Annotated in this window: 11 protein-coding genes, 2 pseudogenes and 1 other annotated feature; all 13 genes and pseudogenes read left to right on the top strand. The window is 35.8% G+C overall.

The window, feature by feature from the left end; genetic code table 11:
* Positions 1-2: 2 nt before the first annotated feature.
* Positions 3-1,943 carry a DUF262 domain-containing protein gene (locus G0028_RS18475; protein ID WP_180047522.1) on the top strand — a complete coding sequence of 647 codons (1,941 nt, stop codon included), beginning with the start codon at positions 3-5 and terminating at the stop codon, positions 1,941-1,943.
* Between the two features lie 245 nt (positions 1,944-2,188).
* Positions 2,189-2,782: a restriction endonuclease subunit S gene (locus G0028_RS18470; protein WP_180047523.1), complete on the top strand. Its 594-nt coding sequence runs from the start codon at positions 2,189-2,191 to the stop codon at positions 2,780-2,782.
* 28 nt (positions 2,783-2,810) lie between these two features.
* Positions 2,811-5,048 carry a type I restriction-modification system subunit M gene (locus G0028_RS18465; RefSeq protein WP_180047524.1) on the top strand — a complete coding sequence of 746 codons (2,238 nt, stop codon included), beginning with the start codon at positions 2,811-2,813 and terminating at the stop codon, positions 5,046-5,048.
* Positions 5,045-6,373, top strand: coding sequence for a restriction endonuclease subunit S (locus tag G0028_RS18460; protein ID WP_180047525.1), 1,329 nt, complete (start codon positions 5,045-5,047; stop codon positions 6,371-6,373). The genes G0028_RS18465 and G0028_RS18460 overlap by 4 nt, the downstream gene beginning before the upstream one ends.
* Before the next feature lie 36 nt (positions 6,374-6,409).
* The gene (locus G0028_RS18455) at positions 6,410-9,463 is read left to right on the top strand and encodes a type I restriction endonuclease subunit R (RefSeq protein WP_180047526.1); all 3,054 of its coding nucleotides are present in this window, start codon (positions 6,410-6,412) and stop codon (positions 9,461-9,463) included.
* A 120-nt stretch (positions 9,464-9,583) separates the two neighbouring features.
* Complete coding sequence (locus tag G0028_RS18450; RefSeq protein ID WP_180047527.1) at positions 9,584-10,690, top strand: ImmA/IrrE family metallo-endopeptidase; 1,107 nt, start codon at positions 9,584-9,586, stop codon at positions 10,688-10,690.
* Positions 10,683-10,748, top strand: a pseudogene (locus G0028_RS21305) (DUF4411 domain-containing protein); the annotation flags it as partial. The gene G0028_RS18450 and the pseudogene G0028_RS21305, both read left to right, overlap by 8 nt.
* Before the next feature lie 46 nt (positions 10,749-10,794).
* Positions 10,795-12,014 (top strand): IS3 family transposase gene (locus G0028_RS18445; protein WP_194088711.1). Its coding sequence is split into 2 segments (ribosomal slippage): positions 10,795-11,071 and positions 11,071-12,014, totalling 1,221 coding nucleotides; the frame shifts between segments, so codons are not numbered across the junction.
* Positions 11,070-11,186, top strand: a sequence feature (AL1L pseudoknot). (Overlaps the previous gene by 117 nt.)
* Positions 12,015-12,050: 36 nt before the next feature.
* Positions 12,051-12,500: pseudogene (locus G0028_RS18440) on the top strand (DUF4411 family protein); the annotation flags it as partial.
* 96 nt (positions 12,501-12,596) lie between these two features.
* On the top strand, positions 12,597-13,589 hold the full coding sequence (locus tag G0028_RS18435) for a Fic family protein (RefSeq protein WP_180046541.1): 993 nt from the start codon (positions 12,597-12,599) through the stop codon (positions 13,587-13,589).
* A gap of 187 nt (positions 13,590-13,776) precedes the next feature.
* Positions 13,777-14,538, top strand: coding sequence for a PP2C family protein-serine/threonine phosphatase (locus tag G0028_RS18430; RefSeq protein WP_180046543.1), 762 nt, complete (start codon positions 13,777-13,779; stop codon positions 14,536-14,538).
* 21 nt (positions 14,539-14,559) lie between these two features.
* Complete coding sequence (locus tag G0028_RS18425; protein WP_031978088.1) at positions 14,560-14,772, top strand: DNA translocase FtsK; 213 nt, start codon at positions 14,560-14,562, stop codon at positions 14,770-14,772.
* 41 nt (positions 14,773-14,813) lie between these two features.
* Positions 14,814-16,223, top strand: coding sequence for a DUF262 domain-containing protein (locus G0028_RS18420; RefSeq protein WP_180046545.1), 1,410 nt, complete (start codon positions 14,814-14,816; stop codon positions 16,221-16,223).
* Positions 16,224-16,230 lie beyond the last annotated feature (7 nt).

The raw sequence follows: 16,230 nt of genomic DNA, 5'->3' as shown, positions 1-16,230 counted from the left end.
TTATGGATAATTCTTTTGTCCAGCAGTTATATACATTACCAGAAATTTTTGAAGGAAAATTTTTTTATATTCCAGACTATCAGAGAGGGTATGCATGGGATGATAAACAGATAGAAGAATTACTAAAAGATGTAGAACATCTTCTTTTAGATGCTACTGCGGTCAGGCATTTCACTGGAACGCTTGTGCTTTCGCAAGTTTTGAATAAACCAAATCATTACAATATTGTAGATGGACAACAACGTTTAACGACTTTAGTCACTTTTTTGAAATGCATCACATCATTTTCTAATAAAAGCGTAAAAGAAATACTCAATTTAAAATACATAAAGCGTGGAGATATAGGTAATGAATCTTATGTTTTTAAATTGAACGTTGATACGTGTAAATTCTTTGAAAAAGTAATTCTAGCTGATGGAAATTTAGAAAATGCTCCTATTACATTAGAATCACATGAACGTTTATTCAATGCGCGAAATAAGATACATAAATGGTTATCTGACAAAATTACATCAGGCATTGATATTGAAAAAATTTTAGATGTTTTAGAAGATAGATTAGGCTTTTTAGTTTATTCACCTATTGAAGATGCTGAAACAGGAATTATGTTTGAGGTTATCAATAATAGAGGGAAACAATTGAGTGAATTAGAGAAAGTTAAAAACTATTTAATTTACTGTTCGATTAAGTTGTCAGCGCTATCACTTAGAGATGAGATTACCGACCATTGGTCTGACATATTACTTGCACTGAATAATGCAAAAAAAACATCACCTGGTGAAGAGAGCTCATTTTTAAGATATTGCCTAGTCGTCTTTTTTAAAATGAATAAGACGGATAGTCAGTACGGCTATGATGTGCTTAAGTCTCGAATAAAAATTGATGAATGTTTAAAATCCCTAGATAAAAAACATGCGGTGATTAAAAAGCTTCAAGACTTCATCTCATTTTTAAAGCTTTCAGCAAAATGGTATGAACATCTTTATGCCCCAAATTATATTGGTCTAGATAAAGCAATTCAGCCATTGATTGAAAATATTCGAGCTCAGAATGTACATGCTTCAATTATGCCGTTGTTTCTTGCTTTAGTCTTAAAAAATAAAGGAGAGGGAGCTGTTCTTGAACGACATCTTGAACTATTGGAGAAGTTAAATTTTCGAATTTATATTGCTAACAACATGACATTTAGAAAGGATACTGGGCAAGGTGATTTATACCAATATGCAAGTAAATACTATCATGACAATTTATTAAATCATTACATAGCAGAAGAAAATCGACAAATTGGTAATATAAATTTAATTAATGATGATCAAGCACTTGAATATTTATTGGTAGATTTTACACAGCGCCATGCTAGAGATAGTTGGTTTAAGGAGTCTTTCCGCTTAGATCCTAAAAACCCATTTGATTTTTACGGGTGGAGAGGGATTCGCTACTTCTTAATGAACTATGAGTCTTCTTTGCAACCTAATAAGACCATCAATATAGATAAAATTTTAAAGAGTAGATCATCTGGTAAAACCAATGATTATTTGTCAGTAGAGCATTTGTGGGCGAAAGAGAATAGAAATCTTGAGGGCCAAAATTGTAGAGAAGTTGATCGTTATCAAAAAAGAAGACTTGGCAATTTTGTGTTACTGGAACTTCGTTTAAATATTCAAGGTAGTGATGATGATGTGTGGATCAAAGCAGATCGATATCTTGATGGGTTTGAACAGGAGGCCCCAACAGATTTATATCATGTACGACTAGCAGGAAAAAGTGTTCGGAAAAACGTTAAAGCTATGAGTGATGTTAAGAAAACTATTAATTATTATTCTGATTTTTATAGTGAAATTATCGATGATCAGGAAGAGCGTTACATTAAGTTTGCAATGCAAAGATGGTCGTTAAAAGGCTATATAGGATATAAAAAGCACATAGAAGCAGTGGAAGAATGAGGTTTTATTTTTTGCAGTACGATAAAAAGTGCAAAATATATTTGCATTAATGGAAGTAACATCGTATAGTGATTTCACGCAGTAAAAAACTTCAGTAGAGGTTCTACTGCGTGAATTTGAAAAATTAGCTAATCGCCAAACCAGTAATTTTTCAAAACAAAACTCACTAATCACAGGAGACTTTGTTAAATAGGATTATATCTGAAAAATAACAAAGTACTCCAAGTTTATTAAAAGGAAAGACTATGGAGACGAAATTAAAAAATATTGCTGAGATTTATACAGGATTTACGCAACGCCCCCCTGAAAAATCAGTAAATGCTTTTGATTTAAAAACGATTCAAATTAAGGATTTAACCAAGGAACAAGTCATTATTTTAGATGATCAACTGGTTGATCTTGAGTGGTCTTATGATTCGAAGCCACAATATTTAAAGCATAATTCACTCATTGTGGTTGCTCGTGGGGAACCAAGAGCATATGTGTTCAAAGGTCAGCAAGTGGATCAGGTTGCTGTGAGTAATCAATTTATCGTTGTGAATTTGAATGTTGATAACATAAAACCCGAATTTTTAGCTTGGTACTTTAACCATTCACAAGCAATGCGATCTTATTTTGAAATGAATAGTCGAGGGTCATTGCTCATGATGCTTAGTATTTCGACCTTAAAAGAAGCTGAAATAGTTATTCCTTCTATGTTTCAACAAGAAGAGATTCTTCGACTTGCCGAAGAAGCACACAATGAAGCTTTAATATTCAAACAATTGACAGCTTTAAGAGCCGAATACAATCAAGCGAAGAGCGAACAAATTTTAGTGCAAGCCAAAGTGGCGCAATAAACCGAATTTTTGAATTGGAGAAATGAAAATGACAAATGAAGTAAATCAACACTCACAACATGGCAAAATTGTAGGATTAGTCTGGAGTATCGCCAACATTATTCGTGGCCCTTATCGTCCACCACAGTATCGTCGTGTGATGTTGCCATTAATTGTATTAGGGCGTTTTGATGCAATTCTTGCACCGTATGCAGATGAGATGAAAGCATGCTATGAAAAAGCTGTGGCGAATTTGCAAGATAAAAATCCGAATGTCTTTTTACAAAAGCAGTTGAGTCAAATTGCGGATAAAAATCGTAAACAAAATCTTTATAACATCAGTGGTTTTAATCTACAAAAACTGTTGGATGACCCAGATCAATTTACGGCAAATTTAACAAAGTATATTGATGGTTTTTCACCTAAAGCAAAGGATATTTTCGCGAAGTTTGAGTTTGCTAAAGAAATTGAAAAACTTGATGATGCAAACCGTCTGTATAAAGTTTTCCAAGAGTTCCGTAATGGTTTGGTAGAGTCAGGTTTAAGTCTTGCGCCTAGTAGTGTGAGTAATCTACAAATGGGTTACTTATTTGAAGAGTTAGTACGTAAGTTCAATGAACAGGCAAATGAGGAAGCAGGGGATCACTTTACGCCTCGTGAAGTGATTGAATTGATGGTGAATTTGATCTTTGAAGAGGATCAGAAAGAGCTTGTTAAAGCTGGCGTACACCGCAGTATTTACGACCCTACGGCTGGTACGGGCGGGATGCTGTCTGAGTCTGAAAAATTTCTTAAGAAATACAATGACAAGATTAGCCTTGATATGTATGGACAAGAGTATAACCCTGAGTCATACGCCATCTGTTGTTCTGACTTGTTGATTAAAGATGAACCTGCTGAAAACATTGTCTATGGCGATACGCTTGGTGTGAAAAATGCCAAGGAAAAAGATGGTTATGTTCCGCGTGATGGTCATGCAGATAAAGACTTCCACTATATGTTCTCAAATCCTCCTTTTGGTGTGGAATGGAAAAACCAAAAAGAATTTATTGATGAAGAAGAGAAACAGGGCTTTTCAGGTCGCTTTGGTGCAGGCTTGCCACGTATCAATGATGGATCATTGTTGTTCGCTCAACACATGATTTCTAAAATGAAGCCTTCGCCTGAAAATGGTGGGGAAGGTTCACGTATTGCCGTAGTATTTAATGGTTCACCATTATTTACAGGTGATGCAGGCAGTGGTGAAAGTAATATTCGTCGTTGGATTATCGAAAATGATTGGCTTGAAGCGATTATCGCTTTACCTGATCAGATGTTCTATAACACAGGTATTTATACTTATGTTTGGATTATTTCGAACAAAAAATCTGAGCAGCGTAAAGGTAAGGTACAGCTTATTGATGGTACGGCGCATTATCAGAAAATGGCGAAAAGTTTAGGTAACAAGCGTCATGAGTTATCTAAAGACCACATTGCTGAGCTGACTAGGTTCTATTCGAAATTTAAAGATCAAGACACCAGTGCAATGATTCAAACCAATGCTGGTGAAGCGAAGGTGTGTTCGAAGATTTTCAATAATCAAGATTTCGGTTATTTAAAGCTGACTGTAGAACGTCCTTTGCGTTTGAACTTTACAATTTCTGCTGAACGTATTGCCTTGTTGGATGATCAATCTGCTTTTGCAAGTTTAGCGAAGAGTAAGAAAGTCAAAGATACTGCTGAAATTTCGAAAGAGGAGCAAGCAGGTCGTTTACAACAGGACGCGATTAAAAAGGCACTTACAGCAAAAATTTCTGATCAGGTTTGGAAGAATCGTGATGCGTTCTTAAAAGTGCTTGAGCCAATTCTAAAAGGTCTAAGTTTTAAACTTGGTGCACCTGTGAAGAAAGCGATTTTGGAAGCGTTGTCTGAACGTGACCAAACTGCGGATGTCTGCAAAGACAGTAAAGGAAATATTGAGCCAGATACGCAATTGCGTGATACGGAACTTGTTTCATTCCCTGACAATTTGACTTTACCTTTACCTGTAAATTATGACAAAGAGCCTGACTTATCTAAGTTATTGCCATTGGTTACAACGCACTGTGAAGCGTATTTAAAGGCGGAAGTTTTACCGCATGTGGCTGATGCGTGGATTGACTATAGTAAAACTAAAGTGGGTTATGAAATTCCAATTAACCGTCATTTCTATGTCTATGAGCCACCACGTCCTTTAGAGGAAATTAAGTCTGAGATTGTTCAGCTTGAGCAGGAGATTATGCAGATGTTAGGAGGTCTGTCTGCATGAGCCAGTTACCACGTTACGAAAGTTATAAGGATAGTGGCGTGCAATGGTTAGGGGAAATCCCTAACCATTGGAATGTTAAGCAATTAAAATTTGCTGTCACTTGCAATGATGAAGCTTTAGGTGAGAACACTGAGCTAGATTATGAAATTCTATATGTTGACATTTCCAGTGTTTCTTTGACTGAAGGTATTAAGCATAAAGAAGAACTCTTATTTGAAAATGCACCATCACGAGCTAGACGAGTGGTTAAAAGTGGTGATGTGCTAGTTTCTACTGTTCGTACTTATCTAAAGGCGATCACTTATGTTGAATCTGCTGAGGAAAATTTAATTGCCTCAACAGGATTTGCAGTGCTTCGACCTTCAGAAAAGTTCGACTCAAAATTCATTGGTTATTGGATTCAGTCAGAAGGTATGGTGGGAAATATTGTCGCGAATTCTGTTGGCGTAAGTTATCCCGCTATTAATTCAACTGATTTAGTCCGATTGCCGATTGTTGAATTACCATTATCAGAACAAAAATTCATTGCAGATTTTTTAGATAAACGCCTTGCCCAAGTTGATGCTTTAATTGCCAAGCAAGAAACTCTATTGGAAAAATTGGCTGAACAACGAGTGGCTTTGATTTCTCATGCGGTGACAAAGGGCTTAAATCCTACTGTAGAGATGAAAAAAACAGGAATTAAATGGATAGGTGATATTCCTAAACATTGGAAAATAATGGGGCTTAAGAAGTCATTAGCTTCTATTGTTGATTATCGTGGTAAGACTCCTGAAAAAGTCGAACAGGGTGTTTTTTTAGTAACAGCGAGAAATATTAAAAATGGTTTTATCGACTATTCGTTATCTAAAGAATATGTCGAAGAAGATTTGTACTTAGATATTATGTCTAGAGGTTTACCAGAAATTGGAGATGTATTATTAACAACCGAAGCACCTTTAGGTGAGATTGCTCAGATTGATAAAACTGATATAGCTTTAGCTCAGCGAATTATCAAGTTTAGAGGAAAAAAAGACGTTATTAATAATACATTCTTAAAGTACTTTATGCTTTCTAGATCTTTTCAGGATAGTTTGTACACCTATTCAAGTGGATCGACTGCTATTGGTATCAAAGCTGAAAGGTTATCATATTTGAAAGTTGCTGTGCCTCCTCTAGAAGAGCAGGAGTTTATCTCAAACTTTATTGCCGAAGGAGTTCACGACATTGATGGTATGGTTGATAAAGTACATCAAACTATTCAGGTCTTAAGGGAATATCGCTCAACCTTAATCACGCAAGTGGTGACAGGGAAAATCGATGTTCGAAATCTTAAACTAAACTAAAAAATCATTGGGTCATATTTTTTTGGGGGAAATGCCATGCATAGCGAATATTATTTTGAACAAGCCATCGAGCAAAGCTTAACAACGGCTGGTGGTTATGTAAAAGGCAACCCGAAAGACTATGACCCAAGAATTGCTTTATTTCCTAAGGATGTCGTTGCCTTTATTCAGGAAACGCAACCAAAAACTTGGGAAAAAATCCATAACTCATGTAAAGATGAAACAGAAACTCGTATTGTCAATGATTTGGCACATGCCTTAGATACTGAAGGCGCATTATCGGTTTTACGCCAAGGCTTTAAATGCTTTGGTAAAAAAATCAAAATGGCATACTTTGCACCCAATACCAGTATCAATAAAACCACCCAAGAACAATACGATGCTAACGTACTCAAATGTACACGTCAGCTTCATACAGAATTTAATGAAATTCCAGATATGGTGCTTTCACTCAATGGGATTCCACTGATTACGCTTGAGCTTAAAAATGAGTTTTCAGCATCGGGTTGGAATGTTGAAGATGCCAAAATTCAATTTAAAAAAGATCGCAATGCAAAAGGACGTTTATTCGATTTTAAAAAACGTACCTTAGTTCATTTTGCTGTAGATACCTGTGACGTCTATATGACCACCAAGTTGGATGGGGAAAATACATTTTTTCTACCTTTCAACAAAGGTTATTTAAATGGTAAGGGTAATCCACCTGTAGAAGGTGATGTACGCACGCATTACCTGTGGACAGAAACTTTAGCTCGTCATAGCTTTATGGAAATCTTTGCGCGATACATGCATTTGAGTGTAGAAACCAAAAAAATTAGAACTGAAACTGGTTTTCGATACATCGAAAAAGAAACCATGATTTTCCCACGTTACCATCAATTAGATGCTGTGCGTAAATTAACGAAACACAGTAAAGCCAATGGTTCAGGTCATAATTACTTAATTCAACACTCAGCAGGCTCAGGCAAATCAAATACTATTGCTTGGCTCGCACACCAATTGGCATCGATGCATAATGCAGATGATCAGAAAATTTTTAATTCCATTATTGTGATTACTGACCGTATTGTACTTGATCGACAGTTACAAGAAACCATTGCACAGTTTGAGCATAAAGATGGTGTGGTTCAAAAGATTGATGAAAATACCTTACAGCTCACCAATGCCTTAGCTTCAAATGTACCAATCATTATTACCACAATCCAAAAATTCCCATACATCATGCAGTCTATTCGTACTCAAGCGAAAAAAGGCATTAAGGTTGATTTAAGTACAGAAGGTAAGAATTTTGCTGTTATTGTCGATGAAGCCCACAGTTCACAAAGTGGTGAAACTGCAATGGAATTGCGTAAAATTCTAAATAAGGATGGGATTGAATCTGCAATTGCTCAAGAGTTTTTAGATGATGGCGATGAGGATGAAAGCGAACTGACCGATGACGTGAAAAAGCATTTATTTGCAGAAGCGTCAAAGCGTAGTCGCCAACCTAACTTAAGTTTCTTTGCCTTTACTGCTACACCCAAATGGAAAACACTCGCTTGCTTTGATGAAGCAGGTGATAACGGAGAAGCTCCATTTCATCATTACAGTATGAAGCAGGCGGTTCAAGAAGGCTTTATTTTAGATGTGCTGGCAAACTACACGACTTATGGGCAATACTATAAATTAATCAAAATTGCTGACAATGATCCAGAACTTGCAAAAAATAAAACTAAAGCCTTAATGGCTCGTTTTGTTTCCATGCATCCAAGCGTGATTGCTCAGAAAGTAGAAATCATTGTCGAGCATTTTAGAACTGTGACGATGCATCGAATTGGTGGTCGTGCCAAAGCTATGGTTGTTACGAATTCTCGTGAGCAAGCAGTACGCTATAAACTCGCATTTGATGAATATATTAAAGAAAAAAAGTATACAGGAATTAAATCCTTAGTCGCATTTTCTGGAAAACTAGAGGTTGATGGTACTGAATATACAGAACCTAAAATGAATGGTTTTAAAGAAACTGAGCTTCCAGATCAATTTGATACTGATGATTATCAAGTACTCTTGGTTGCTGAAAAATATCAAACAGGATTTGACCAGCCCTTACTACACACCATGTTTGTAGATAAGAAGTTATCAGGAATCCAAGCAGTACAAACCTTATCTCGTCTAAACCGTTGTGCTTATGGTAAAGAAGATACTTTTGTATTGGATTTTGTGAATACCCATGAAGATATTTATAAAGCATTTAAGCCATTTTACGAGCTGACAAAACTTGGTGATATTCCAAATGAGCAAAAGTTGAATGAGCTTGGTCATACGTTGGATCAATGGAAGTTTTACTTTGATGCTGATTTAAATGAGTTTGCCAACATTTGGTTTAAGGATCGAAGCAAGCTAACGGGGCATGAACATAAGCAGTTGAATAGTATTATTGATCGTGCTGTTGATAAATATAAGAAAATTCATCCTGATGATCTTGTGCATCAACAAGAGCAACAAAAACTATTTAAAAGCCAATTACAAAGCTATTTGAATTTATATCTGTTTGTCTCGCAAATCATGGATTTTACAGATTCTGAGCATGAGCAACGCTATGCGTATTTAAAAGCATTACTACAAAAGTTACCTAAAGGCTCTAAAGAAAATGAAGTTGATTTATCAAAAATTGTTGAACTTCAATTTTATCGACTACAGAAGTTAAGTGAAAATAGTATCGATTTAGGGCATGGTGAAGCGAATGCCTTGAAAGGTTCAACGGATGTGGGAACAGGGCAGGCAGAGTCTACAGATAATGTATCGCATCTGATTGATGAATTGAATGAAGCTTTTGGCACTGATTTTACAGTAGCTGATCAATTGTTCTTTGATCAGGTTGAGCAAGCAGCTATTGAAAATGAAGAGATCGTACAAGCGGTGAATGCAAACTCTCTAGATAGTTTTACAGAGTATTTATCTGGAAAGTTAATTGATCTGTTTCTTGTTCGACTTGCAGGAAATGAGGAAGTCTGTAATAAGGTAATGAGTACGGATGAATTGCGTAAAAAGGTTGCTAAGCGATTGGCTAAGCATATTTATACACGGACGAAAAAGAAGGTTTCAAAATAGTTCTATTTAAAATTTCACGTCAAATTGTGCCGTGCTGTTGTTAATGTTTATAGACAGTATTGCACAGTTAATTTATGTTAGCATATGACAAGGTCAAATGGGCATAGAGGAGGGAATGTAATGTCAATGCATATCGACACCAACACATTGAATTATTATGTTCAAAATGCCCAAATTTCTTTGAGTGTTTTAAGAACGAAAATTAATAATTTAGATCAATTTTTAAGTGGAGAAAAACAGCCAACTTTTAATCAGTTATCTGAAATAGCAAAAAAGATTAATGTTCCAACGGGTCTTTTATTACTGAATAAAACTATTGATATTGACATCAAGCGATTGGACTTCAGGACACTTGAGTCAGATTCAATCGATGAAGCAAGTGAAGAGTTAAGAGACACCATTGCAGAAATGGAAATCAAACAGGAATTTTTGAAGAATGAAATTACTGACAATTTAGATTTTGTAGGTCAATTTTCTATTGATTCCAATTTTCTAGAGGTGGCTCAAAAAATACGTAATAAGCTAGAAATTCCTTTGTTTTTTCAGAATCAGGCTGATAATCCATTAAACTATCTACGTGATAAGATTAATGATATTGGTGTATTTGTTTTTTTTAATGGTAAAGTGAAAGACAATACACATCGTCCTCTTAGTGTGAAGGAATTCCGAGGTTTTGTATTACTTGACCATAAAGCCCCTATAATTTTTATTAATCAAAAGGATACTAAGACTGGGCAACTTTTTACATTAGTACATGAGTTAGTGCATATTTTTGTAGGTACTGAAGAAATATTTAATATTGTAGATGCTGGTGATTATCAATTTGATCGAACTGAAGCATTTATAAATAAAGTAACAGCAGAAATTTTAGTTCCCCAAGAGATTTTCTTACAGTCTAATTCAACAGATAGTAATTTTTTAGCTAGAAAATTTAAAGTCAGTGAATTTGTAATTATTAGAAGACTATTGGACTTAAATAAAATAACACGCGAAGAATACCAGAGTAGAACTAGAGACCTAAAGGAAAGTCTTGAACGTTTTTTACCAAGTGAATCTAATGGTGGAAGTTATACAAATAACATTAGATTTAGGGTCGATAATAGATTTTTTAAATATGTAATGAATGCAGTAAATCATGATCGTATCTCATATACAGATGCATTTAATATTGTAGGTGTTGGTTTTAAAGGATATAAAATTTTGATGAATAGAGGTGGCAATGACTAAGTATTTATTGGACACTAATATTTATATCAACTTTTATGAAAGATATTATCAATTTGAACCGTACCGGGTTTGTCGGAGACCAAGCTTTCTGAGAGAATGTCCCGATGAAAAAAGTAAAATATACCCCTGAAATCAGAGAAAGAGCGGTTGAATTATTGATTGAATCCGAGAAAGATTATCCATCGAATTGGGCTGCGATCACCGCTATTGCTCCCAAGATAGGTTGTACTCCTGAAACTCTACGTGTTTGGTATCAAAAATATTTAGATAAACAAAACCCAATTAAAGTACAGCAACTTTCAGATCAAGAACGTATTAAACAACTCGAACGTGAAAATAAAGAACTGCAACGTGCTAACGAAATTCTACGTAAAGCAGCCGCTTTTTTCGCCCAGGCGGAGCTCGACCGCCCACACAAATAATGGTAGATTTCATCCATAACAATAAGGCGTTATATGGTGTTGAGGCGATTTGCAGGATTTTACCGATCGCGGCTTCTACCTATTATCGAACACTAGATTTCGTTGAAAACCCAGAACATCGAGCAAAGCGAGATCTACATGACTTGCATCATGCTGAACAAATTAAACGAATTTGGAAGGAAAGTTCAGGTCGATATGGTGTGCGTAAAGTTTGGCAAAAATTGAAACGTGAAGGCTATGTTATTGCTCGCTGTACAGTTGCTCGATTGATGCAAAAACTAGGTATACAAGGTGTTTGGCGTGGTAAGAATAAACAAACTACCCGTAGCCGAGAGGATCAAAAACGAGCAGATGACTTGGTGAAACGCAATTTTAGTGCTGATCATCCTGACCAGCTATGGGTCGCTGACTTCACGTATATTCAAACAAATTCAGGTTGGGTTTATACTGCATTTATTATTGATGTCTTCTCACGAGCAATTGTTGGATGGAAAGTATCGACACGGATGAATACAGATATGGTGCTCGATGCACTTGAGCAAGCGTTACATGCTCGAGACATGCCAAAGAATGTGATTCACCATAGTGACAGAGGGGTTCAATATCTTTCCATTCGCTATACCAATCGTTTAGAAGCAGCAAATTTACGAGCATCAGTCGGTACGACCGGTGATTCATACGATAACGCTTTGGCTGAAACAGTGAATGGCTTATACAAAACAGAGGTGATTGAATATTTAAAAGCAGACTGGCAAGGTTTAGCGGATGTACAACTTGCGACATTAAATTGGGTAGATTGGTTCAACAAAAAGCGTGTACACAGCGCATTGGGTTATGTATCGCCTTTTGAGTTTGAAGCAATGTACTATGATAAGATTAACCCGTTAGGTCACGTGGCCTAACTTAAATAAAAAGTCTCCGACAAACCCGGTACGGTTCAATTTGATTTTTTTCCAAGTTTTTGGGAGAAAATTAAAGTGATCATCAATTCACAAGTAGTACTTCCAGATATTGTTGTTAATGAACATTATCAAGATGAACGTTTTAAAAAATGGCTTGAAGAACACTTTACAGGAGCTTCTTGTAGATACAAAGACTATGCTGATTTATGGGGTGAAGTTATTCAACATATTGCAACACATGATTGTTATAGTGAGAAAGCCTTAACAAATGACAAAAGTTGGACACATGAAAAAATAGCAGATGGATGGCTGATCGCAATTGCAAAAAAAGATAATTTAGTGATTGTAACAAGTGAAGTTAAAAATATTAGTTTAAATAAAAATCAACCTACGCAACACCCTAAAGTTCCTGATATTGCTTATGATTTTGGGGTTCGTTGTATCGATATGAATACTTTTTTTCAAGAGATTGGTTTAAAAATTTAGAACCAATATTTTTAATTTATTTATAAGCTAATTGAATGTGCTAGTTTTAAAAATAGTTTTTAGATTAAGTCATAAGGTTAGTTGAGTAAGCTAATAATGAAATACCAACCGCCTTATACCATCACCTCTAAAATCATTCATCTGATTGCACAGATCAGTGAGAATGTAGGGCGTTTGACTGTTTTAGAGGAAATTCAAGATAGTCTGAAATTACGCAAAGCCAATCGTATCCGTACCATTCAAGGGTCGCTTGCGATTGAAGGCAATACCCTTAGTACAGAACAAATCACGGCGATACTTAATGGTAAAACCGTAATTGCACCTCCGAAAGAAGTTCAGGAAGTACGTAACGCTATCAAAGCCTATGAAGCCTTTCAGCAGTGGCAACCAAGTCAAGAAGCCGACTTATTACAAGCGCATCAAATTTTAATGACAGGTTTGATCGATGAAATCGGTCAGTATCGTCATGGTGGTGTCGGCGTAATGTCAGGTGATCGAGTGGTGCATATGGCTCCAGCTGCGAATCAGATCAACCGCTTGATGGTTGATTTGCTCGATTGGTTGAATGACAGTGATGTGCATCCACTGATTCAAAGCTCAGTATTCCATTATGAGTTTGAATTTATTCATCCATTTGCAGATGGCAATGGTCGGATGGGGAGACTATGGCAAACATTGATCTTGAGTCGATGGAATCCAATCTTTGTTAATATCCCTGTTGAGAGCCTGATCTATCAAAACCAAAAAGCCTACTATGAGGCTTTGCAAGCTAGCACTGACCGAACAGACTCAGCCCCATTTATAGAATTCATCTTACAGATGATTTTAGATGCCATTCTGAGTTCTACTGATACCGCTCAAGATAGCGATCATGCTACCGCTCAAGTGAGCGACCAAGTTCAGCGTTTAATTTCGGCAATGAAACAAGAAGAATACACTTTGGCTGAGTTGATGCAATTGGTGGGTTTAAACCATCGAGCTACTTTTCAGAAGAATTACTTGAACCCTGCCATAGAAGCTGGTTTGATTAAACGTACCATTCCTGATAAGCCGAAGAGTCCGAAGCAAAGGTATCGTCTTAAATCATGATTTAGCTTGAAAAATATTTTGTTACATTTTTACTTAAATAGTTAGACATGAATGAGAATTAAAAAGCGTAAAGTAAGTTTTTTAATAAATAATTTATTATTAATCAATAATTTAAATAAAATTTCTCTTGATTGTGTTATCTGATTTTGATAAAAAGAAAATCACTATCAAGTATGAGATCGGTGTGATGAGTACTTTTGAAATGCAAGGTCTGACATGGAAGGCAAGGTCAAAGTGCCAACAAGATGCCATTTTGATTGAAAATAAAGTTATTCAACATGATGGACTCATCACTAAACTATATAGCCATTCTGACAAAGAACAGTGGTGTGTTGCTGTAGCGGATGGGATTAGCAATAGTCCAGCAGCTGAGCAAGCATCCTATACGGTCTTAAAAGCTTTAATGCAAAATAAAAAGATAGAACCTTGTCAAGCATTTACCATTCAGCAGTATCTTGTTGATCAATTAGCACATCAGAAAAATAGTTTTGGCGCAAGTTCAACACTCGCATTCATTCAAAATGATGGCGATCAAAGTTTTGTGACCATTCAACATCTTGGCGATAGTCGAGTTTATTTGTTTAGCCAACATGATCAAAAGTGGCATTGCCTGACTAGAGATCACAATTATCTTGAACAGTTAAGAGAAAGTGGCGAGCTAAGAGCAGGAGAAAACTACGCCAGTATTTATGGTGCATTATTACAATACTTTTGTGCTGATCCCTTGCATGAAGTGATGGATTTTACAAAAACAGAAGAATATTTGACTGAGAATGATGCCTTATTGGTTTGTACCGATGGTGTGCATGATGTGATGGAGTGTGGGGAATGGCTTCCTTTAAAAGCAGATATGGAGCTTCGAACATGGTTACTCAATATGAAAGCGTCATTAGATTCAAAACAGGCGTATGACAATGTCAGTATGGTCTTAGTACGAGCAAAAATTTAATTCATTGAGAATGGGGAAATTATGCAATCAGATGATCTTTTTGAACGTGCCAAATTATTCACAGAGGAAGTGGGTGTCGTTTCTGTATCGAGTTTACAACGCCATTTTTTAATTGGGTATTCTCATTCAGAACAGCTACTTAGCCAGTTAATTGAAGCAAATATTTGTGAATCTACAAAAACTTTTGTTCTAGATTATGGGTATGGCTATAAATTGCATCAAGGTATGAAATAACAACTTTAACAATAAAAAATTTATTTTTAGGATAATCTTTTATGGCTCAGCATCAAGTTGATCAACTGAAAACAGGGATTTGGTCATTAAAAAAATTGCTATTAAGTTTAGATCATTTGGTTATTCCTCATTACCAACGTCCGTATAAGTGGACGGAAAAGAATTTAAATGCTCTCGTTAACGACATACAAGAGCATCATGATAAATCTGCTTATCGACTAGGTACGATCGTATTACATCGTAACCCAAATAGTGATAGTGATGAAAATATAGATATTGTGGATGGACAGCAACGAACTTTAACTTTAATGCTGCTTGTTTGGGCGATTATTCAGAAGCCAGAATTAGATTTAAAACAAGAGCATCTAAACGAAGATTTAAATGAAATATCGGAGAAAATTGATGCTTTCATGAGCAAGCAAAAATTTAATAGTGATATTAGCCATTACAATATTTATCAGAACTTTAATGTCGCTAAAAGGATCGTTTCAGTAAACTTTTCGGAACAAGATATTGATTTTTTACTCAATAATTGTCAGGTTGCGGTTTTTATTTTAGATGATGTTTCAGAGGCATTTCAGTTTTTTGATTCACAAAATGCACGTGGCCGTGATTTAGAACCGCATGATCTTTTAAAAGCTTATCATCTACGAGAATTTTCTGCGCAGGAACAACACTTAAAAGCTGAAACTGTTGCTTATTGGGAAAGTTTAGACTCGGCTCATTTGGCAAAGTTATTTTCGAACTATCTATTCCGTATTCGTCTTTGGTCAAGAGGAAAGTCCGCAAGATTTTTCAATAAAGATCATGTGCATCTTTTTAAAGGTATTCATCTTGGGCAATCAGACCATCATCCATATTTAGAACCATTACGCATAGCGCATTATTTTATTGATGACTATAACGCACAATATCAACGGCAAATAGATCGACAAGAAATGAGTTTCCCATTTCAGCTTGATCAAATGATCATTAACGGTCGTCGATTTTTTGAAATGGTTGAGCTCTATGAAAAACAGATCAGTAAAGTAGTGGATCATCAAGATCAGTCTGAGAAGATTTCTATATTTGGTGCGACACTACAGGATCGAGCGAATAGAATTATCAAAATATTGAATTCATATGATGCAAGAAATAGGGATGGGGATCGTTATGTGCGAACCTTGTTTGATTCTGCATTGATTTTTTATATCGATAAATTTGCTACAGATCGGTTATCTGAAGCGATTGAAAAGATTTTTATTTGGGCATATCGCTGTCGCATTAGTCAATATTCGGTGCAATTGGCAACGATAGATAATTATGTCTTAGAAAAGAACATATTCAGTTTACTGAAATATGCTCAATCACCAAGTGAACTCATCGGATGGTCGCTCCCCATAGTCGATAAACAGCAAGGCACTAATGTTGTGCCTTTAGTTGAATTATTTAAAGAACTAAATTATCTCTAACAGGAAG

Source organism: Acinetobacter piscicola, assembly GCF_015218165.1.
Classification (GTDB): Bacteria; Pseudomonadota; Gammaproteobacteria; order Pseudomonadales; family Moraxellaceae; genus Acinetobacter; species Acinetobacter piscicola_A.
Note: the sequence above shows the minus strand (reverse complement) of the source record. Positions and strands in the feature narration are given on the sequence as shown.

What these genes read in the sequence shown, in the direction of transcription:
- G0028_RS18470 (WP_180047523.1), top strand. Translation starts at nt 2,189, where the DNA reads ATGGAGACGAAATTAAAAAATATTGCTGAGATTTATACAGGATTTACG.
- G0028_RS18455 (WP_180047526.1), top strand. Translation starts at nt 6,410, where the DNA reads ATGCATAGCGAATATTATTTTGAACAAGCCATCGAGCAAAGCTTAACA.
- G0028_RS18425 (WP_031978088.1), top strand. Translation starts at nt 14,560, where the DNA reads ATGCAATCAGATGATCTTTTTGAACGTGCCAAATTATTCACAGAGGAA.
- G0028_RS18465 (WP_180047524.1), top strand. Translation starts at nt 2,811, where the DNA reads ATGACAAATGAAGTAAATCAACACTCACAACATGGCAAAATTGTAGGA.
- G0028_RS18430 (WP_180046543.1), top strand. Translation starts at nt 13,777, where the DNA reads ATGAGTACTTTTGAAATGCAAGGTCTGACATGGAAGGCAAGGTCAAAG.
- G0028_RS18460 (WP_180047525.1), top strand. Translation starts at nt 5,045, where the DNA reads ATGAGCCAGTTACCACGTTACGAAAGTTATAAGGATAGTGGCGTGCAA.
- G0028_RS18435 (WP_180046541.1), top strand. Translation starts at nt 12,597, where the DNA reads ATGAAATACCAACCGCCTTATACCATCACCTCTAAAATCATTCATCTG.
- G0028_RS18450 (WP_180047527.1), top strand. Translation starts at nt 9,584, where the DNA reads ATGTCAATGCATATCGACACCAACACATTGAATTATTATGTTCAAAAT.
- G0028_RS18420 (WP_180046545.1), top strand. Translation starts at nt 14,814, where the DNA reads ATGGCTCAGCATCAAGTTGATCAACTGAAAACAGGGATTTGGTCATTA.
- G0028_RS18475 (WP_180047522.1), top strand. Translation starts at nt 3, where the DNA reads ATGGATAATTCTTTTGTCCAGCAGTTATATACATTACCAGAAATTTTT.